The 17419-nt window shown below is 48.4% G+C and carries 20 protein-coding genes and 1 pseudogene; 10 read left to right on the forward strand and 11 right to left on the reverse strand.

Annotated features, from left to right (window positions below; genetic code table 11):
* Nucleotides 1-28: 28 nt before the first annotated feature.
* From HP555_RS06630 to glgP, 4 genes are all read right to left on the reverse strand, one after another.
* A complete protein-coding gene (locus HP555_RS06630) occupies nucleotides 29-445 on the reverse strand; it encodes a Fur family transcriptional regulator (RefSeq protein WP_199264383.1) in 417 nt (138 codons plus the stop codon).
* Nucleotides 446-701: 256 nt separating this feature from the next.
* Nucleotides 702-2000, reverse strand: a complete 1299-nt coding sequence (locus HP555_RS06635; protein WP_199264384.1) for a radical SAM protein — start codon at nucleotides 1998-2000, stop codon at nucleotides 702-704.
* Between the two features lie 12 nt (nucleotides 2001-2012).
* Nucleotides 2013-2435, reverse strand: coding sequence for a hypothetical protein (locus tag HP555_RS06640; protein WP_199264385.1), 423 nt, complete (start codon nucleotides 2433-2435; stop codon nucleotides 2013-2015).
* 257 nt (nucleotides 2436-2692) lie between these two features.
* The gene (gene glgP / locus HP555_RS06645) at nucleotides 2693-4924 is read right to left on the reverse strand and encodes an alpha-glucan family phosphorylase (protein ID WP_199264386.1); all 2232 of its coding nucleotides are present in this window, start codon (nucleotides 4922-4924) and stop codon (nucleotides 2693-2695) included.
* A gap of 187 nt (nucleotides 4925-5111) precedes the next feature.
* On the opposite strand from glgP, the gene HP555_RS06650 reads away from it, so the two are divergent.
* From HP555_RS06650 to rlmB, 7 genes are all read left to right on the forward strand, one after another.
* Nucleotides 5112-5627 carry an OmpA family protein gene (locus HP555_RS06650; RefSeq protein ID WP_199264387.1) on the forward strand — a complete coding sequence of 172 codons (516 nt, stop codon included), beginning with the start codon at nucleotides 5112-5114 and terminating at the stop codon, nucleotides 5625-5627.
* A 130-nt stretch (nucleotides 5628-5757) separates the two neighbouring features.
* Nucleotides 5758-6279 (forward strand): OmpH family outer membrane protein, encoded by a 522-nt coding sequence (locus HP555_RS06655; RefSeq protein ID WP_233249294.1) that lies wholly within the window; start codon nucleotides 5758-5760, stop codon nucleotides 6277-6279.
* Nucleotides 6280-6302: 23 nt separating this feature from the next.
* Entirely contained in the window at nucleotides 6303-7307 is a 1005-nt protein-coding gene (gene rfaE1, locus HP555_RS06660; RefSeq protein ID WP_199264389.1) for a D-glycero-beta-D-manno-heptose-7-phosphate kinase, read from the forward strand.
* Nucleotides 7308-7346: 39 nt separating this feature from the next.
* Nucleotides 7347-8228 carry a YicC/YloC family endoribonuclease gene (locus HP555_RS06665; RefSeq protein WP_199264390.1) on the forward strand — a complete coding sequence of 294 codons (882 nt, stop codon included), beginning with the start codon at nucleotides 7347-7349 and terminating at the stop codon, nucleotides 8226-8228.
* Between the two features lie 84 nt (nucleotides 8229-8312).
* Nucleotides 8313-8606: a DUF370 domain-containing protein gene (locus HP555_RS06670; RefSeq protein WP_199264391.1), complete on the forward strand. Its 294-nt coding sequence runs from the start codon at nucleotides 8313-8315 to the stop codon at nucleotides 8604-8606.
* The gene (gene gmk / locus HP555_RS06675; RefSeq protein WP_199264392.1) at nucleotides 8603-9217 is read left to right on the forward strand and encodes a guanylate kinase; all 615 of its coding nucleotides are present in this window, start codon (nucleotides 8603-8605) and stop codon (nucleotides 9215-9217) included. The genes HP555_RS06670 and gmk overlap by 4 nt, the downstream gene beginning before the upstream one ends.
* Entirely contained in the window at nucleotides 9217-10029 is an 813-nt protein-coding gene (gene rlmB, locus HP555_RS06680; RefSeq protein ID WP_199264393.1) for a 23S rRNA (guanosine(2251)-2'-O)-methyltransferase RlmB, read from the forward strand. Before gmk ends, rlmB begins: the two co-directional genes overlap by 1 nt.
* A gap of 58 nt (nucleotides 10030-10087) precedes the next feature.
* On the opposite strand, the gene rpsA is transcribed toward rlmB, so the two are convergent.
* The 5 genes from rpsA to HP555_RS06705 form a co-directional block, all read right to left on the reverse strand.
* Nucleotides 10088-11335, reverse strand: coding sequence for a 30S ribosomal protein S1 (gene rpsA, locus HP555_RS06685; protein WP_233249281.1), 1248 nt, complete (start codon nucleotides 11333-11335; stop codon nucleotides 10088-10090).
* Between the two features lie 201 nt (nucleotides 11336-11536).
* Complete coding sequence (locus tag HP555_RS06690; RefSeq protein ID WP_199264394.1) at nucleotides 11537-12253, reverse strand: LolA family protein; 717 nt, start codon at nucleotides 12251-12253, stop codon at nucleotides 11537-11539.
* A complete protein-coding gene (murI, locus tag HP555_RS06695) occupies nucleotides 12246-13034 on the reverse strand; it encodes a glutamate racemase (protein ID WP_199264395.1) in 789 nt (262 codons plus the stop codon). Before murI ends, HP555_RS06690 begins: the two co-directional genes overlap by 8 nt.
* 202 nt (nucleotides 13035-13236) lie before the next feature.
* Nucleotides 13237-13674 carry a MucR family transcriptional regulator gene (locus tag HP555_RS06700; RefSeq protein ID WP_199264396.1) on the reverse strand — a complete coding sequence of 146 codons (438 nt, stop codon included), beginning with the start codon at nucleotides 13672-13674 and terminating at the stop codon, nucleotides 13237-13239.
* A 264-nt stretch (nucleotides 13675-13938) separates the two neighbouring features.
* Entirely contained in the window at nucleotides 13939-14199 is a 261-nt protein-coding gene (locus HP555_RS06705; protein WP_199264397.1) for a hypothetical protein, read from the reverse strand.
* A gap of 126 nt (nucleotides 14200-14325) precedes the next feature.
* Between HP555_RS06705 and HP555_RS14080 the strand changes: the two are divergent.
* A pseudogene (locus HP555_RS14080) lies at nucleotides 14326-14433 on the forward strand (FmdB family zinc ribbon protein); the annotation flags it as partial.
* A gap of 26 nt (nucleotides 14434-14459) precedes the next feature.
* Here HP555_RS14080 and HP555_RS14085 read toward each other — a convergent pair.
* Nucleotides 14460-14672: a hypothetical protein gene (locus tag HP555_RS14085; RefSeq protein WP_233249308.1), complete on the reverse strand. Its 213-nt coding sequence runs from the start codon at nucleotides 14670-14672 to the stop codon at nucleotides 14460-14462.
* Between the two features lie 7 nt (nucleotides 14673-14679).
* Nucleotides 14680-15780, reverse strand: a complete 1101-nt coding sequence (gene queA / locus HP555_RS06715; RefSeq protein WP_199264399.1) for a tRNA preQ1(34) S-adenosylmethionine ribosyltransferase-isomerase QueA — start codon at nucleotides 15778-15780, stop codon at nucleotides 14680-14682.
* Nucleotides 15781-15918: 138 nt separating this feature from the next.
* Here queA and mqnB point away from each other — a divergent pair, with 138 nt between their 5' ends.
* Both mqnB and HP555_RS06725 read left to right on the forward strand, forming a co-directional pair.
* On the forward strand, nucleotides 15919-16581 hold the full coding sequence (gene mqnB / locus HP555_RS06720) for a futalosine hydrolase (RefSeq protein WP_199264400.1): 663 nt from the start codon (nucleotides 15919-15921) through the stop codon (nucleotides 16579-16581).
* The gene (locus HP555_RS06725; protein WP_199264401.1) at nucleotides 16574-17419 is read left to right on the forward strand and encodes a 1,4-dihydroxy-6-naphthoate synthase; all 846 of its coding nucleotides are present in this window, start codon (nucleotides 16574-16576) and stop codon (nucleotides 17417-17419) included. Before mqnB ends, HP555_RS06725 begins: the two co-directional genes overlap by 8 nt.

Below are 17419 nucleotides of genomic sequence, written 5' to 3' on the forward strand. Positions count from 1 at the left end.
AAGAAAGATTTTTGTTACTTTCTGTCAGTCAGGGAGTGATGGTCGGACTCTTTTTTTGGCAGTCTTCGCAGATACCGGTAAACTCAATATGATGTCCGAGTATGAGATGTGGTGATGCAGATGCTGCTTGGGCTACGAGGTCTTCTATAATCGGCACGTCGATGTCATCTACCCGACCACATGTTGAACATCGGATATGGTAGTGATCATCGGTTGTTGCGTCGAATCGTTTTTGGGTACCACCGACCTCGACCTTGAGGATCATGCCACAGTCGGCCATCAGTTCGAGGTTACGATAGACAGTCCCCAGTCCGATATGCGGTAACCGCTTGCGGACCATATCGTAGAGTTCGTTAGCAGTTGGATGCGTTTTGACTTTTGACAGCTCTTCAAGAATGACTTGACGCTGTGTCGTCATTCGGATCATCTGGGTAGGTGCATTCATAGTTTGTATCAGTATATATTTCCGTACATAATTGACGCTAAGAGTTACCATGATTGTTTTTTATTGTCAAGATGGGAACTTTCTCCTGGTCGATTTTCTACCACATTGAAGGGTAAAGGTATGGATTGTTTCGATTCCTGCACGTGGCCTGCTGTTGTGCTGTATTTTTTTATACCTGTTGCATGCAGTGATGAAGATAGAGAGGCACGGTCGTCATTCCCGTAACAGGAAGTAATGCGTGTCTGTTTACTCTGTATTACTCAAAAGATATGGGTGGGTTAAAGTAGCCAAATCCCAGTGATGGAAACCTGTGTCGTAATTGCTGTAGCCATTGCCTGATGCCCAATGGTGGTTGCTGAGGCTGGTGGTTGATGACCTGGAGGTAAAATTCCGGATCCATGTTAAGATTACGCAACTGTAAAAAATCAGGTTGAAATTCGCTGATCAAGTTGCAGAGTGCAGTGAACTCCTGGGGATCATCGGTACAGCCCGGCAGCACAAAATAATTAAGTGAGACATGTCGCCTGAATTGCTTCATGACTGTTATGGATCGGCAGACATCAGTCAATGAGAATCCCTTCGGTCGGTAATATGCTCTATGTTTGTCAGACTGTGCACTGTTAAGAGAAATACGGATAGAGTCGAGACCAGCTCTGGCAAGCTGTTTTACTGCATCGGGAAGGCTGCCGTTTGTGTTGAGATTGAGTGTACCGCGGTCTGTTTGAGAACGAATGAGACGGACACTTTTTTCCAGCAGATTCGCCTGGAGAAGTGGTTCACCTTCGCACCCCTGTCCGAAGCTGGCAATGGCTCTCGGCGCCAGCTTCAGATGAGGAACAGCGATTTCTGCAATTTCCCGGGCAGTGGGAATAAAAGATATGCGGTCTTGTGTTGATGGGCAGCTGCCGGACGGTTGTAATGAAATACACCCGGCACATGCTGCGTTGCATACAGGAGAAGTGGGAAGCGGTGCCTCCCAGCGTCTTAAAAAATAATTGCGGGCAGCCGGGCATCCGTACGTGAGGCAGCATTTACCGAGATGTTGAATGAGTCGGTTGTGTTGATGTTTCCCCAGGTGGCTGAGGGTCCGCCGTTTAAGGAGTTTGTGGTCAAACTGATCGGCATCCTGCCGTTGATCCGCATCGCTACGAAATCCTGTGACCCACATCTTGCCATCGGCCCATCCTACAGCAGTATAAGAAAAAAGCGGGAGAAGAGCCGGCTTAGGGCTGCATGTCTGATAAGCTGCCGTGTAAATGGCCGTATGGGCAGGGGCCATAAAAGCGGCAACTGCCTGAATAGGATCTCCCGGAGTATAGGGGTTAGTCGCAAGGAGTGTCGGTTCTCCACTGTTGGGGTCGATGCCGACCGGGAGTCGATCAGGTAAACGGAACAGCTCGCTGCCAGGGGGGAGTTCAATGAGATCTTCAAGTTGCGGTTTGTAAAATTGACCTGCAGAACTGCCGGCCATTGTCAAACCGTTGTAATCGATTATATGCCCGGCTGGATCGGCAAAGAGTAAGGCAGGAACACTTCTTGGATGTTTCTCCGGCATAGAATGACGTGTCTACCGGGACCGTATTTTTGATAATACCGAGTCCACGGTTCGGTAGATTTCCAGATCATCCCCAAAGACATCCTGTATATTCGGATGATTAACCAGATCCTCAATAATATATTGCGTAAGATACAGACTGACAATATTCGGGTCTGGTGTCAGATTACGGATCGGCGCTATTTTGAACTGTATATCAAACTCTTCCTTGTCACCGAGGTTTTGCAGTTGCCGAGCCATAACTTCTTGGATGGCATGCACGGAATTGGTTTCAATAATATGCTGGTCAAGCAACCGTTGAACCAGAGAAACCGCCAGCTCCAATGCCATTTCCCGTGATTTTTTTAACATGAGCTGTCGTTCTCGTTCACGTTTACGATCAATGGCGTCGATGGTCCTGTTGGTGGAGCTGCTCGGGTTAAGATGGCGGGCCATATGGTCTCCTTTTAAAGGGTCAAATTCGCAGGCCTGGCGTGAGTTAAGACATCATCTGTACTTACGCACAAAAACAAGGGTATGCTAGTGGTTGGAACCCCTGTCAACGACTCTTTTTATTGTTGGCAGGTACAGTACAGAGTAGAGAGAGTGACTTGACACCTTTTCTTTGTTAACAAGTCAGCCTTCCATTATACTGTATCGATGCATGTTAGACACTCGATTTTTGTAGAGAAAGTCTATTTTTCTCCGGCACATTACGGATTGGCAAGATTCCTGACCACTGCCTGCTGGTTTGAAGCGTTTTCCTCACTTGTGTACAGTTGGCTTAATAAGTCTATTTTGTCTCTTACCTCAGGGGCTAATTGAAGGGAGTACTGGTTGACGTATTCTGCCGCCATCCTGTGGGTATTGAAGATCGGGATATTAAGACGCAGATTGTTTAATGCTTTTTTCATATAATCATCTGGTCTTTCATAAAAAGTCTGCAGGATTGAAGGGAGCAGGTCATAAAAAGCCGACGCGTCCTCCGTATAGAGAAGGGCATCCGGTGCTTCGCTGAGATCAGCCTTTTCGACCGGGCCTTCGTACCCGAACTTCCAGCCAGTCTGGCCCCCATGATAACCCTCTACCCACCAACCGTCCATAATACTGATATTGGGCGCACCGTTCATGGCTGCTTTCATGCCGCTCGTCCCGCTCGCCTCGAGCGGGCGCTTTGGGTTGTTCAGCCAGGCATGCACGCCACTGACCATCATCTTGGCAACCTGCATGTCATATCCGGGTATGAACACAAGCTTGCCCAGTCCTCTGCTCCGGACAAACAGTTCTTCCTGGTTGTCGAGAATGAGCTTGAGGACAGATTTTCCCGGCTCATCAGCAGGGTGTGCCTTGCCGGCAAAAAGAAAGTTAACCGGCCAGTTGTGAGTTATCAGGATGTCGGACAGGCGGGCGATATCGTCTAGAATGAGATCTGCTCTTTTATAGGTTGAAAATCTTCTGGCAAACCCAATTGTAAAGACACCCGGCCGGAGCCATTCGTTCTCCGGTACGTTTGAAAGATGGTTAGGGGGGTCGATCCACGTTTCAACCATCTGCTCCCTATGGGTTCTCAGCATATTGTTGACATATTGGATCAGTTGGCGGTTGTCCTCATGCCATGCCGATTGAAGCATTGGACGTAATTGCAGCTCGCATTCAGGAGTAATGGTCCGAAAACAACCGGGGTCACTGCGCCACGTCTGAAGGGAAGGTATGCGGTCAAAGCAGGCGGCCCGTTGATCACTGATCCAGGTTAAGTGGTGCACTCCGTTGGTGATTGCCTTTATTTTGTGACCAAATTCGGGGAACTGTTTTTTTGTAACATCCCGGTGCAGCCGGCTGACGCTGTTGATTGATCGGTTGATCCGCATCGCCATGGCTGTAAAATTATACTCATGAGGGACGTCGGTATCATGAGCCAGCAGGTTGAGGATACGATCAAAAACACTGTGGCTGATGGTTGAATAAAGGTGGCGTGAGAAACGATCATGCCCGGCCTTGACCGGAGTGTGGATAGTATAAACTATCTTTCGGGAGACTTTTTCGGCAGCTGTTATTATATTGGCGTCCGTCATCTGCTCCAGGAAATCGTCTCCCAAAGTGGTCTGCAGCTCTTGAAGGATCAGATGAAGGATAACGGTGGCGCCGTGCTGTTCATTAAGGTGGATTGTGTCAGTGCTGAATCTAAGGACATCGAGAAGCGGCAAGATTGCCGAGCCGAGCATACGGCGTTGATTTGCTTTGATGATGGTTGATTTAGCATTGTACAGTTGATGAGCCGAGTCTGTTACCCATGCCGGTGCCCCTGGTAAACAGTAATCAATCAAAAATTCCGGAACAAAATAGTCAAGTTTGTCAGAGATCTCCAGTTTCATCCACACGTGAGCAGAGACAAGCGTCGGCTTTAACTGGCCGTTAAAAAAAGGAACGGAAATCGTCAGTGGTTCTGTCGGCTCGTGAGGATCACGTAATTGAAACAAGGTGGGGGTACTTTCAGGGGCCCAGCGCGTTGCATGATCAATCTGACCGACCTTTGAATCAACGAACTGAGAGAAATACCCTTCGCGGTAAAGAAGACTTATGGCGAAGACCGGAATGTGCAGATCAGCGAAACTTTTGAGGGTATCACCGGCAAGTACACCTAACCCTCCACTGTAATTGGGTATTTTTCGCGGCCCATGAAAATATTTATTCAGGAAATCATTCACCATGGGACGGGATGAGGAAAATATTCCAGCTTGCTTCAAGACATCGCGAACCGGATGGAAGACATCCGGATCAGCCCCTATTTCCATTGATATATATGCTACATTGGCCCTGTGTGGGTCAACAAGCCTGTTCCAGACTTCGTCAAAAACGACTTGACTGACGCCGAAAAATGTACCGAATTGATTTGAGCAGATCATTTGCTCAACGCCAGTGGCGAGTGTTGTTACAGGAAGGTTCATGGGAAAAGGAGTTTTTCTTATTAGCTGAAGTGAATAATTTATTTTTTGTAAGAAGCGATATTAAAAAGCGATCGATATTTTTGCAAGGAGATTCATTTTTGAGAGAGAAAATTCTTGTTTTTCTAGTATAATACGGTAAATTTGGAAAACTTGTGTGGTTTATTTTATCATACTATCGGAGGGATAAATGAGAAGTAAAAATTTGTTACAGTTTGCCACTTTAGTGGTGCTGGCCTTGGGGTTGGTCGTATCGGGTTGCAGTAAAAAGGCGCCTGAGACTGTTCAGCAGGAGGTCGGTGCAGAAGAAGGGGCAGGGGTTAGTGAATCATTGGATACCATGGATACAGGCATCATGGAAGGAAGGACTTCCGGGCCTATGGTTCCGGTGTACTTTGAGTTTGACAGCTCGGAGATCGTAGGTGAGCAGGTGCAGCGTATTCAAACCAATGCTGACTTTCTAAACGGCAACCCTGGTGTCCAGGTAAGGATCGAAGGGAACTGCGATCCCAGAGGGACGCAGGAGTACAACCTTGCCCTGGGCGAACGTCGTGCACAAAGCGCTAAATCCTATCTGACGAGGTTGGGTGTCGGTGCTGAACGGTTGTCAACAATTAGCTTTGGAGAAGAAAAACTGTTGATTTTCGGGCACGATGAAATATCGTATGCGCAAAACCGGCGTGATGATTTTGTTATCATAAAATAACACGGTGCTGTGATGAGATGTGAACCGGGTTGGGAATTGTCCCCAGCCCGGTTTTGTTTTTTTAGAAGGCGTTTTTTTATTGTTGTGCAGGTTGAGAATTTTTTTTGAAGGAGTAAGAACTGTGAGTATAATGAAGAGTTTGTGCGGATGGGTTGGCAGTTTGTTGATAATGGCAGCGCTTGTTTTTAATGGCCAGGCAGCGGCAGCAGATACAAAGATAGCTGTCATTGATATGAAACAGGTCCTCTCAACTTCCACAGCCGGTAAACGAGTAGAGGGCATCATAAAACAGAAAAGAGATTCTTTGCAGAGGTCTTTCAAGAAAGAAGAAGATGAACTGATAGCGCTTCAGCAGGAGATGGAAAAGAAGGGTTCAGCCTGGAGTGATAAGGTCAAGCAGGAGAAATTCGGTGCTTTTCAGCAAAAACGTCGTGATTTTGCTGTAAAACAGGAGGAAGCCGGGCAAGAGCTTCAAAGGCTGCGCGAGCAGCATGTTAACCCTATTTTGAAAAAACTTGAGGAGGTTGTGTCTCAAGTTGCTGCTAAAGGCGGTTATGCCGTCGTTTTGCCGCGCAATGTGGTTTTGTACAGTAGTGATTCCATCGATATCTCGAACACCGTCATCTCTGAACTGAATAAAGTAATGAAATAGCAGTCAGATCTGGTGTTGTTGGTATGATTCAGTCTGTTTTGCAAAAACGTATAGCCCAGTTCGCCGATGCCAGAATTCTTGTCATCGGCGACATCATAGTTGACCATTTTTTGTGGGGAACTACAAATCGTATCTCTCCGGAGGCACCGGTACCGGTCGTTAATGTCCAACGGGAAGAGCTTTTATTGGGTGGTAGTGCCAATGTGCTGCGGAATATCGTCTCTCTTGGGGGACAAGCCGCGTTATGCGGCATTATCGGTAACGATGCGATGGGGCGGAAAGTACAGGAACTCGTTGCTGAGCTGGGGGTATCAACGGAAGGACTGGTTGTCGGTAAGCGACCTACCACAGTGAAGACGAGAGTCGTTGCCCAGGGGCAGCAAATTGTTCGTTTTGACCGTGAACAGACAGGGGCGCCCTCAAGAGATTCGTTGCATGCTTTACTGAATTTCCTGGAAAAGCACCTGCCTCGCTACGATGCGATTATGGTGTCGGATTATGCCAAAGGGGTGATCGGAGAGCCGCTGATGGTTCGTCTGCGGCAGTTTCTACAGGAGATAAGGCGGCATGATAAACGATCATTGCCGCTGATTGTAGATCCTAAACCAGTCAACATGCACTGTTTTGTGGGGGCAACTATTATCACTCCCAATCATTATGAAGCTATGCAGATGGCTGGAATCCGGGCAGATGATGAGCGCGGCCTGGCAGCGGCCGCCCGCCAGATTCGTGACGATCTGGGGTGTGAAGCGGTCCTGATCACCCGAGGTGAAGTGGGAATGTCGTTGCTGCAGTCTGATGATCAGATCGTGACGATTCCAGCTATGGCAAAAGAAGTATATGATGTCACCGGGGCAGGTGATACTGTGGCGGCGACCCTTGCCCTCAGCCTGGCAGCGGGAAGCAGGATGTACGAGGCGGCCGTGTTGGCCAACCATGCAGCCGGCATAGCCGTGGGGAAAATCGGTACCGCCTGCGTGACGTTTAAGGAGTTGGCAGCAGCTGTTCTTCATGGTGCACGTGGATAAAATTGATTCGGCTGAGTCACACGAGACAGGGGAGATGACATGCGTCCACGAAGCATGACAGGTTTTGGCCGCGGTGAGGCCTCTGAAGGTGGGAAGATTTGGGTTGCTGAGATCAGAACCGTTAACCACCGTTTTCTTGATCAGCGAGTAGTTTTACCCCGTCTCTTCACAGTCTTTGAAGAACGTGTGAAAAAGCGGATTGCTTCGGTCTTTGATCGTGGCAGGGTTGACGTCACCTTCAGTTTGACCGGAGCAAAGAGCATTGAGCCGCAACTGGCGATCAACAGAAGTGCTGCTTTGCAGTATCGTCGTTGTCTTGAAGAGTTGATCAGCGAGTACGGAGCCGTTGGTCCGATTACCTTGCAGGATATGTTAACCCTGCGCGATGTGATCAGTCTGGAAGAACAGTGCCCTGATCTGGAGATCGAGTGGTCATTGATTTCAGCCAGTTTGGATATTGCTTTAAAAGATTGTGACATCATGCGGGAAAAAGAGGGTCAGGCCCTGAAGGACGATCTTCTTGCGGGGGTAGAGAGGTTTGCCGCCATCACTCAGCAGATAAAAGACCAACTGCCTGTACTATTACAACAGCGTCAGGGTGATCTGCGCATCAGGATCCAGAATTTACTCATTGGTATCGATATTGATCCAATACGTCTTGCCCAGGAAGTGGCCATTATTGCAGATAAAAGTGATGTGGCCGAGGAGATTACCCGCCTGGAGAGCCACATTGCCCAGTTTGGGTGGTTTCTTGGCAGCAACGAACCAGTCGGCAGACGGCTTGATTTCCTCCTGCAGGAGTTCTTACGTGAGGTAAACACCTTATCCTCAAAGATCGCAAATGCAAGTATTGCTCACCTTGGTGTTGAGATGAAAAATCAAATTGAAAAACTGCGTGAACAGGTTCAAAATATTGAGTAATGCGGTTTTTGTTGTGCTGTGAAGAAGTCGAGTTTGAAAGCCATCCTGCCCGGGTTTTCTCATCAGTAAAAAGTGAATTTTATTATGGATAGCAGACTTGTGAACATAGGTTTTGGCAATGCCGTTAAAGTCAGTCGCATTCTTGCCGTTGTAAATCCAGGCTCGTCGCCGGTCAGAAAATTAAAAGAGGATGCCAAGAGCGAAAGAAAATTAATTGATGTAACCGAAGGGCGACGAACCCGAGCCATCTTGATTCTTGATTCAGGTCACCTTGTTCTGTCTTCTGTGCAGCCGGAAACCCTCCACCATCGTCTGTTGATGATGGAGCATGAACTACGTAACCCTGACTATGCACTGGCCAAGGTAGAGCCAAAATGAACGGGAATGGTGGTATGTTGCTCGTGGTATCCGCACCATCCGGATGCGGGAAGAGTACCATTGTAAACCGGGTGATGCAGATTCTGCCGCGTTTGGTTTTTTCCGTATCCCATACAACCAGGTTGCCGAGGTCCGGCGAAACAGATGGTGTCCATTATCATTTTGTTGATAAGGCCACTTTTGCGGCAATACAAGATCAGCAACCAACAGGTTTCCTGGAGTGGGCTGAGGTACATGACCATAAGTACGGCACAAGTGTGGATGAGATCAATCGGCATCGGCAAGAGGGCATGGACGTCATCCTCGACATAGATGTGCAGGGAGCTGCACAGGTACGACAGCGAGCCAATCCGGTGTCAGTTTTCATCGCTCCACCGTCATTTGCAGAGTTAGAGCGGAGGCTTCGCAGCAGGAAAACTGAAAATGAGGCGACTATCAGGGTACGACTTGCCAATGCACGAAAGGAGATGGCCTGTGCAGATGTATACGATTATCTTGTTGTGAACGATCGGCTGGAAGATGCTGTGGAGAGTTTGAAAAGTATCATTATTGCCGAGCGTTGTCGCCGTCGTCGTCTTTCCGATGGCCAAGACGCAGATTGGGGTGCCTGATGACGCACAACTCCAGCCGGGAAAATCAGTCGTCGCCTGTGGGAACTGCCGGACCTGAACCTGAGTCTGCAGAAGATCTTGTCTGGGGTGTTCATCCTGTCCAGGAAGCTCTGGAAAAAGACCCGACCACAATTCGTGAAATAACCGTTCAACAGGGAAAAACAGGGTATCGACTGCAACGGCTCATTGATTTGGCCAGAGACCAGGGGGTTCTCGTTCGATTTGCGAGCACCGATAGATTAGGGGTACCCCGGCACTGTCGCCATCAGGGTGTGGTAGCCCGATTGAACGCTGTTCGCGTATTCCCCTTTCCCCATCTTTTGGAGCGATTGGCTGATCATTCGCAAGAAAAACCCCGGACAGTCTTAGCTCTTGACTCGCTGCAGGATCCTCGTAATCTTGGTTCCATTCTCCGGTCAGCTCTTGCCGCCGGTTTTTCTGATGTGCTGATGACTCGCGAACGCAGTGTGCCTCTGACAGGTACAGTGGTCAGGGCGTCAGCCGGAGCTGTAGCCCATCTTCACCTCTATCAGGTCGGCAATTTAGTCGATGCTTTAGACTCTTTAAAAAAGCATGGTTACTGGATTTACGGCACAGTAACCGAACAGTCTGCAGCATCGATTTATACGGTTGATTTTTCCGGCCCAATCTGTGTGGTCATCGGCAGTGAGGGGAAGGGATTGCGGCCGCTGGTACGAAAACAGAGCGATTTTTTAGTGACCATTCCCATGCAGGCGGCGTTTAATTCGCTCAATGTCTCCGTCGCTGCAGCGATTGTCATGTTTGAAATAGTTCGTCGTTACCCTGAGTAACCACGTGCTGTTGGCCGAAAAATAGTGTGGTCTTGTCAGGGGGTGTGATGTTTTATCATCACAAACTTCCTTTCTTTTGCAACTGCGTCTTAAGGAGATCACCCAAAGTGCCCATGGAAGAGGGTGTTTTGCTCTCCGGAGCGGGCCTGTACTTTTTTTCCTCGAACTCTTCAGTCTCCTGGTCAGCAAGAGTCAAAGCGATGCGTTTTTGTTCACCATCAAATGATTCGATTTTGATGGTTACCTCCTGCCCTGTTTCGATAACCTCCCGCGGATGATGGATGCGGCGACCTGCTCCGAGTTTAGAGATATGAAGAAGCCCGTCAATGCCTGGTTCCAGAGTTACAAAGGCACCAAACGGTACCAGTCGGCTGACTGTGCCCTGGTGAACTGAACCTGCCGAATATCGAGTACCTGCTGACTCCCAGGGGTTTTCCAGAGTTTCGCGGAGGCTTAAGGAAATTCTGTTTTTCTCCCAATCCAGCGTTTTGATGATCACTTCAACCTGCTGGCCGAGATGGAGCTCATCTTCCACCTTATCGGTTTGTCCCCAAGTGATTTCCGAAATCGGAATAAGGCCATCAACACCACCCAGGTCAACAAAAGCCCCGAAATCACGAATAGAACTGACGGTACCTTTGACTCGCATACCTTCGTTCAGCTGTGACTTCAGCTCCTCCCGTTCCTGCTGGCGCCGTTCTTCCTGGATTGCCCGGGCAGAAAGAACAATGTTTCGTCCCTGGTTACCATACTCGATTACTTTGAAGAGAAAGGTCTTTTCAAGGTAATCTTCAGGGTTTTCCACCTTGCGAATATCCATCTGGGAGTAGGGACAAAATGCCCGTTGGCCGGCAATGGAAACCGAAAAACCTCCTTTTATTTCTTCGGTGACTCTTCCTTCAACCGGTATACCCGAGATAAAGGCCTCTTCAAGCTCTTTCGCAATAACCTGACCGGAACCCAGCCGAGTGGTAAATATCATTTCTCCACCACGATCAGCCAGGAAAAAAACCTGTACTTTGTCACCAGTGGCAACGGTGAGCTCTCCTTCCTGATTGCAGAGTTCTGAGGCACTGAGAACCCCTTCACTCTTCTGGCCAACATCAAGAAAGATATTTTCCCCACTTATACCAACGATCGTTGCCTCCACCTGGTTACCAGGGCGAAGAGATTTTTGAGAAGCAGGAGTATCAGAGAAAAGATCAGCAAAGGTTTCATTACTCATGGCGATGTTGTTGTACTGTAAAAGAAATTGAAGTTGATATGTCCGGTTGGAAGTTATCTGCTCAACAATACGCGTGTCCACAGGGGAGAGCAGGTCAGCCTGTCCGTTTGCGGAGTGTACATATGGTGACCTGGAAAGATAGTCTTTCAGGATTCATATACAAGAAACTGTAGGGTTCTATTCTATATGCCGGTGGAAAAGACAAGTCCGTGTTTACAAAAAGTCATGGCTATACTGTTTTTATTCAACGGTATCTGTTCATGGTACCAGGATTCCGGTGTTCTACTGTCGTATTATTTCGGTTCCCGGAGCGGTGTTAAGTTGGAGTAATAATTGTACTTTTTGTCGATCTCCCCGTTGAAGGGCATTCAGGCGAATGTTGGTAAATTTTAGTTCGGTCATGGCTCCGAAATGGTCCTCCATGAGCAATCGATCAATAATCAGACTGGAGGTGAACCAGAGCTGTACACGTTTAATTTGAGGGTGTGGCTGCCTGGGGGTGAGCAAAACACTTTCCAGATCTTTTGGGGGTTCATTGAGTAAAAAAGATGCATCACCCTGTGCTGCTATAAATTCGTCCACAAGCTTTTTGGTGCCAGTGAAAATAGCATACGTTATATCGGTTTCCAGATCATGTGCCGGGGAGATAATGAGCTGCTTGTCTTCCGGTGTATAAATCGAAAGCGTTGTGCCATCGTTGATAATCGTCTGTTCCAGTGCACCTGTGTAATTCCATCGCATAATCCCCTGTTTGGTCGAGGGGGGGGAGCTGGTATCGGTCAGACGATAAAAAACCGCGTTCCCTGTACCCTGTTTAATCCGACCACTGTTTTGCGTTGTCTGGGAAAAATTAAATTCCAGGCTGTGGAGCTGCTGATACTGCTTCTGCAATTGCGTTACCTGCTGTTCAGGAGTCGGAGGGGACGCCGCAGCAACAGGCGAGGCAAAATACAGCATCAGAATTGTGAGTATCAGACACAGGGGTAAGTGCTTATACATCGGTTTTCTCCAGTGTAACAGAGCGACCAAAAATTGTGCTGGCAAGATCGTGCACCGGTGCAGGTATGTCGGAAACAAAGAAACGACTTGATTGTTCCGGGCAGTAAAGTTCGCTGCGCATCTTCTCGTCAGCGGCAAGAAGAGCTTTGAGGTGCAAAGCTACTTCAACTGAAGAGTCAATAATCTGTACTCGGCGGCCGATCCGAGGAACAATAATCTTCTTGAGCAAAGGGTAGTGCGTGCAACCAAGGATTAAGGTGTCAATTTGTTTGTCCCGGAGAGGCCGCAGGTAGTTCTTAACTATCATCTTTGTTTCGCGCCGCCCCAGCCAGCCCTCTTCAACCAAAGGAACGAGGAGTGGACAGGCCTGGTTGTACACCCTGCAGTCAGATCTTGCCGCCTGAAGTCGCTGCTCGTACAGACCGGAATTGATGGTGGCTCTTGTTCCGATCAGGCCGATTTTTCCTGTTTCACTCACAGAGACTGCCCTTGCCACGGCCGGCGAAATAACATCAATAATCCGTTGACTGTACGTATTTCGCAAGAAGGTCGAGGCAGTGCTTGCAGCGGAATTACAGGCAATAACAATCAGTTTTGCGCCCTGATTCAGTAAAAAATCGGTATTGCGATGGGAGTATTCCGTGATCATGGCCGGACTTTTTGAACCATACGGCGTCCGGGCAAGATCTCCAAGGTAGACAAAGGGATAGCCCGGGCAACACTGCTCAATAGCGCGGGCAACAGTCATACCCCCGACTCCGGAGTCAAAGATGCCGATCATGACAAGCTGATGATTTTACTTGCAAACTATTGGCTGTGGTTCGGTGGTGCACAGGATGAACAGAACATATTACTGAAGTGCGCACTGAAAACTCTGTCAGGTCGGATATATTTATCACAAGGAGCGTCCGGATGTACGACTTTTTGATGAGCAACACTTGGGGTGATTCTTTTAGCCCGTGCCTTTTTACAAGAAACTACCTTTATTTTGTTCTGTTTTTAGTACGCATTTCTATAGCTTTGCGCAGATTTTCAGGTAATCCTCGTTCTTTCCCCGATTGCGAGCGTTTTTCGGAAAGTGCTTTTGAACAGAGAGGCTGTCGTGCCGAAAAACCATGCTTTTTTCGGTATTCCCTGGAGGTGAGCCCATGTGATCTTAAATGTTTCGGAGAGAGCATTTTAAACTCCTGCCCACATTCCAAACAGATAATTTTATTCCTCTGTATGGATTTTTTGGGGTCCATTACAGGGTTGGTCTCTTCGGGTTCTGCTTCAATTCCGTTGGCCTCAGCCTCCTGAAGAGATTTTAAGGTCTGAAAGGTATCATTAAGAGCAGCTTTTATTTCTTCGGTGGTCATTTGTTTACTGCTGATCTGTGACTGAATTATTTCAGCGGTCATTTCAACAAGGGATTTGCTCATTGTGATCTCCTGTGCAGAAAGATGAAGACTATTACTATTATTTTACCACTGTACAAGAATAGAGCATGTATGTATCAAATGCAAAGTTTTATTTCTTTAAAAGGACACATTTTCACATACAGCAGTACTGATAGCAGAGAGATCGAAAATCTGACCAATTATTCTTACCTGTTTGAGGAATAAATTTTATTTGATTGGCCGAGGATGAGGCGTGATTGCGATAGATGTTCTTGTATCACCGTGTTACATTTTTGAATGTCCTGATCAACTGTCTTCAAAATAGTATTTCTGGTCAGTCGCTCTAGAATAATGAAGGTTTCGAGGAAATAGTACAGATGATTTTAAATCATCACTGCTCAGGTCTTTTCCTGCAGTAAAATTTGTGACGAAATAATAGTTCGGGTTGATAGCAGTTTGGACGGTTGCATCATATTTCTTTTGGCGCACAGGCCAAGCAGCAGGAGAGGAGAGGTATCTGCCGGCTGGAATCCGGTGCAGTTCAACGTTGTGTTGCAGATGTTTCATAAAAGGGGACACCGCAATTGACAAATACCGTTGACAGTAAGAAGGACAGGTATTAATTTTTTTCTCCATATCTAACGAATTGGTTATTGTTTGAACCTTTAAATAGAGCGTGTGTGAGGTACAGTTATGCCAGTGTACGAGTACGAATGCAGCGGGTGTAAGAAAATTTTTGAAATACAACAGCGTATCGCCGATGCTCCTGTTTCAACCTGTCCGGAATGTGGTGCTGATGTGAAAAAGCTCATTTCCATGAGTTCTTTTCAGCTCAAAGGTGGCGGTTGGTACGCTGATGGATACAGCTCAGCAGATAAGGGCTCCTGTGCCGACACAGGATCGGCACCATCCTGCCCGGCAGGAGCAGGTGGTTCCTGTTGCCAATGCCCGGCGGCGGCAAGCTGACCGAAATCTTTTGTTTGCAGATCTGAACCCGGCCATGTGCCGGGTTTTTCATTTTCAGACGATGGAAAGATCATGCCTGCGCTACGGTTTGCTGATGATGGCCATGGCATCCCCATAGGAGAAAAATCGATAACCACTGTCGGCAGCCTGCTGGTAGGCCTCAAGGATGCGTTGTCGCCCGGCTAGTGCAGAGACAAGGAGGAGTAGTGATGATTTCGGCAGATGGAAGTTGGTGATCAGGTTGTCCACCGTACGAAACCGGAACCCGGGATAGATATACAGATCGCACTCGCCGGTTCCCGGCTGGATATTGCCGTGCGGATCAGTAATAAACTCAAGGGTCCGCACGGTCGTGGTTCCCACTGCCCAGATTCTTCTGTTTTGATTTTTTGCCCGTTGGATGACAGCCGCTGTCTCAGGAGAGACTGTGTACCATTCCTTGTGAATACTATGCTTTCGAATATCTGAAGTCCGTATCGGTGCAAAGGTGCCATATCCGACATGCAGAAGTATGTCGGCGATTTCAACACCTTTGCTCTGTATCTGCGTTAACAGTTGATCTGTAAAATGAAGCCCGGCCGTTGGAGCGGCAACTGAACCGGTTTGATACGCATATCGGGTCTGGTAACGGTCTTGGTCTGCAGCCAGATGGCCTGTGGGGCGGTTGATGTAGGGCGGTAACGGTATCTGACCATGATGTTCGAGGAGTTGCTCCAGACTCTGTGTGTTTTGCAGGTGAAACTGTAAGGTAACCTCTGCCTTACCGTCCGGATGGAGGGTGTTGATACGTGCCTGCAGCTGCTCACTGAAAAAAATCAGGCTGCCGATTTTTGGCCGTTTGGCACTTTTAATGAGAGCAGGTGCCACTGCCTCTGACCATTGTCCACCCGTTGAGCTGGAAATACTGTGAGGGAAAGACAGAAGAAACAACTCAGCCCTGCCTCCGGTCTCCTTGTGACCGAGCAGCCGGGCGGGAAATACCTTGGTGGTATTAACGACAAGTACGTCACCCGGCCGGAAAAATGTAGAAATATCGGTGAAGATACGGTGACCGATAGCTTGAGTGTTCAGGTCCAGTATGAGCAGACGAGAGCGGTCACGTTGAGGTGCCGGAAACTGGGCAATCTGATCAGCCGGAAGGTCGTAATCGTAATCAGATAATTGGTAAGAGAGTTTAGGCATAGTTTCTGGTCAAGAAAGGACTGGTGATTTACTTGCAAAGCCCGATAGCCTACTTTACATTGAGGTAAATGTCTTGACTAAATCTGTGAAAAAATGGGTGTGCCAAAAGAAGCTCCCTGGTCTGTAGAGGAAGAACTGATGATACTGTTGACAGCCGCAACAGATATTGAAATGGGAGCTTTTCTTCATGCTTACCCCTTGCCTCAAGGTGTATCAACGTTGCTGACCGGTGTTGGACCGGTGGAAGCAGCGGTTCGTGTGTCCGCTTTTCTGGCTGCAAGCGTACCTCCACCATCTGCTGTCGTGAATTTTGGTGTTGCTGGTGCCTATGTGCTTGCCGGTCGAGAAAATGCGGCGCTGCTCGACATCTGTCTGGCTGAGCGTGAAGTGCTGGCTGATTTAGGAATCTGTGAGCAGGACGAGGTGCAGACTTTACATGGTACAGGCTTTGCGCTTGAGTCTTGTGTTGAGCTGGATATCGAACTGCTGGTACGGGCGGCCCGGATACTGACAGCAGCGAAGATTCCTTTCAAACAGGGTGTTTTTGCCACGGTCAGCTGTGTCAGCGGAACGCAAAAACGGGGAGCACTCATAGCAGAGCAGCATCACGCACTGTGTGAGAACATGGAAGGGTTTGCCGTGGCCAGAGCATGCCGCTATTTTGGAGTACCGATGTTTGAATTGCGTTGTATCTCCAACACCGTTATTGATCGGAAATTGCAGGATTGGCAACTGCGTGAAGCTTGCAACAACTGTGGTGCTGCGATCGCTTCTCTTATTAATGGACTCAGGGATGACTGATACTGTTTCACTACGCCTTGGCTATTCTCCGTGCCCCAATGATACGTACATCTTCAATGCCCTGGTGCATGGGCGTATTCCCCTTCATCGGTGCAGGATTGCCGGTGTTCAGCTTGAAGATGTCGAGACCCTCAATGAATGGGCTCTTGAGGAAAAATTGGATATCACCAAACTTTCCTTTCATGCCTTTGCTCATGCCCGGGATCACTATACCTTGCTGCAATCCGGTGCAGCGTTGGGGAGAGGGTGCGGCCCCTTGCTGATCACCAGCAGCCGCAGTAAACCTGCTCGTCCGGCTGATTGGAAAATCGCAATTCCGGGAAAGTACACCACTGCAGCCCTGCTGCTTCGTCTTTTTCAGCCCGCATGTCGCCGTCTGGTGGTTATGCGTTTTGATCAGATTATGACTGCTCTGGCAACGGGTGAGGTTGATGCCGGGGTGATCATTCATGAAAGCCGGTTTACCTACCAAAGTTTGGGATTTTGCTGTCTTCAGGATTTAGGCGAGTGGTGGGAGCAGACCACAGGCCTGCCTATTCCCCTGGGCTGCATTGCTGCAAAAAAATCCATTCCCACAGCGGTGCGGCAGGAGTTTGATCAGGCTATTGCCGCAAGTATTCGTTGGGCTGATGCGCACAGCGAAGCAGGGTGGGAGTATATCCGTACTCATGCCCAGGAAATGGACATTCAGGTTATGCGCAACCATATCGGACTGTATGTCAACGAATTTTCAAAAGACATCGGCAACGAAGGCAGGCGTGCAATCCGTGAGCTGCTCAGGCGCGGTGCAGAGACAGGTCTTTTCCCTGTATATGATGATGAGAGGAGCGAGGAGTAG

It is taken from the genome of Desulfobulbus oligotrophicus (genome assembly GCF_016446285.1).
GTDB classification, from domain to species: domain Bacteria; phylum Desulfobacterota; class Desulfobulbia; order Desulfobulbales; family Desulfobulbaceae; genus Desulfobulbus; species Desulfobulbus oligotrophicus.

What these genes read in the sequence shown, in the direction of transcription:
- HP555_RS06630 (WP_199264383.1), bottom strand. Translation starts at nt 445, where the DNA reads ATGAATGCACCTACCCAGATGATCCGAATGACGACACAGCGTCAAGTC.
- HP555_RS06635 (WP_199264384.1), bottom strand. Translation starts at nt 2,000, where the DNA reads ATGCCGGAGAAACATCCAAGAAGTGTTCCTGCCTTACTCTTTGCCGAT.
- HP555_RS06640 (WP_199264385.1), bottom strand. Translation starts at nt 2,435, where the DNA reads ATGGCCCGCCATCTTAACCCGAGCAGCTCCACCAACAGGACCATCGAC.
- glgP (WP_199264386.1), bottom strand. Translation starts at nt 4,924, where the DNA reads ATGAACCTTCCTGTAACAACACTCGCCACTGGCGTTGAGCAAATGATC.
- HP555_RS06650 (WP_199264387.1), top strand. Translation starts at nt 5,112, where the DNA reads ATGAGAAGTAAAAATTTGTTACAGTTTGCCACTTTAGTGGTGCTGGCC.
- HP555_RS06655 (WP_233249294.1), top strand. Translation starts at nt 5,758, where the DNA reads ATGAAGAGTTTGTGCGGATGGGTTGGCAGTTTGTTGATAATGGCAGCG.
- rfaE1 (WP_199264389.1), top strand. Translation starts at nt 6,303, where the DNA reads ATGATTCAGTCTGTTTTGCAAAAACGTATAGCCCAGTTCGCCGATGCC.
- HP555_RS06665 (WP_199264390.1), top strand. Translation starts at nt 7,347, where the DNA reads ATGCGTCCACGAAGCATGACAGGTTTTGGCCGCGGTGAGGCCTCTGAA.
- HP555_RS06670 (WP_199264391.1), top strand. Translation starts at nt 8,313, where the DNA reads ATGGATAGCAGACTTGTGAACATAGGTTTTGGCAATGCCGTTAAAGTC.
- gmk (WP_199264392.1), top strand. Translation starts at nt 8,603, where the DNA reads ATGAACGGGAATGGTGGTATGTTGCTCGTGGTATCCGCACCATCCGGA.
- rlmB (WP_199264393.1), top strand. Translation starts at nt 9,217, where the DNA reads ATGACGCACAACTCCAGCCGGGAAAATCAGTCGTCGCCTGTGGGAACT.
- HP555_RS06690 (WP_199264394.1), bottom strand. Translation starts at nt 12,253, where the DNA reads ATGTATAAGCACTTACCCCTGTGTCTGATACTCACAATTCTGATGCTG.
- murI (WP_199264395.1), bottom strand. Translation starts at nt 13,034, where the DNA reads ATGATCGGCATCTTTGACTCCGGAGTCGGGGGTATGACTGTTGCCCGC.
- HP555_RS06700 (WP_199264396.1), bottom strand. Translation starts at nt 13,674, where the DNA reads ATGAGCAAATCCCTTGTTGAAATGACCGCTGAAATAATTCAGTCACAG.
- HP555_RS06705 (WP_199264397.1), bottom strand. Translation starts at nt 14,199, where the DNA reads ATGAAACATCTGCAACACAACGTTGAACTGCACCGGATTCCAGCCGGC.
- HP555_RS14085 (WP_233249308.1), bottom strand. Translation starts at nt 14,672, where the DNA reads ATGATCTTTCCATCGTCTGAAAATGAAAAACCCGGCACATGGCCGGGT.
- queA (WP_199264399.1), bottom strand. Translation starts at nt 15,780, where the DNA reads ATGCCTAAACTCTCTTACCAATTATCTGATTACGATTACGACCTTCCG.
- mqnB (WP_199264400.1), top strand. Translation starts at nt 15,919, where the DNA reads ATGATACTGTTGACAGCCGCAACAGATATTGAAATGGGAGCTTTTCTT.
- HP555_RS06725 (WP_199264401.1), top strand. Translation starts at nt 16,574, where the DNA reads ATGACTGATACTGTTTCACTACGCCTTGGCTATTCTCCGTGCCCCAAT.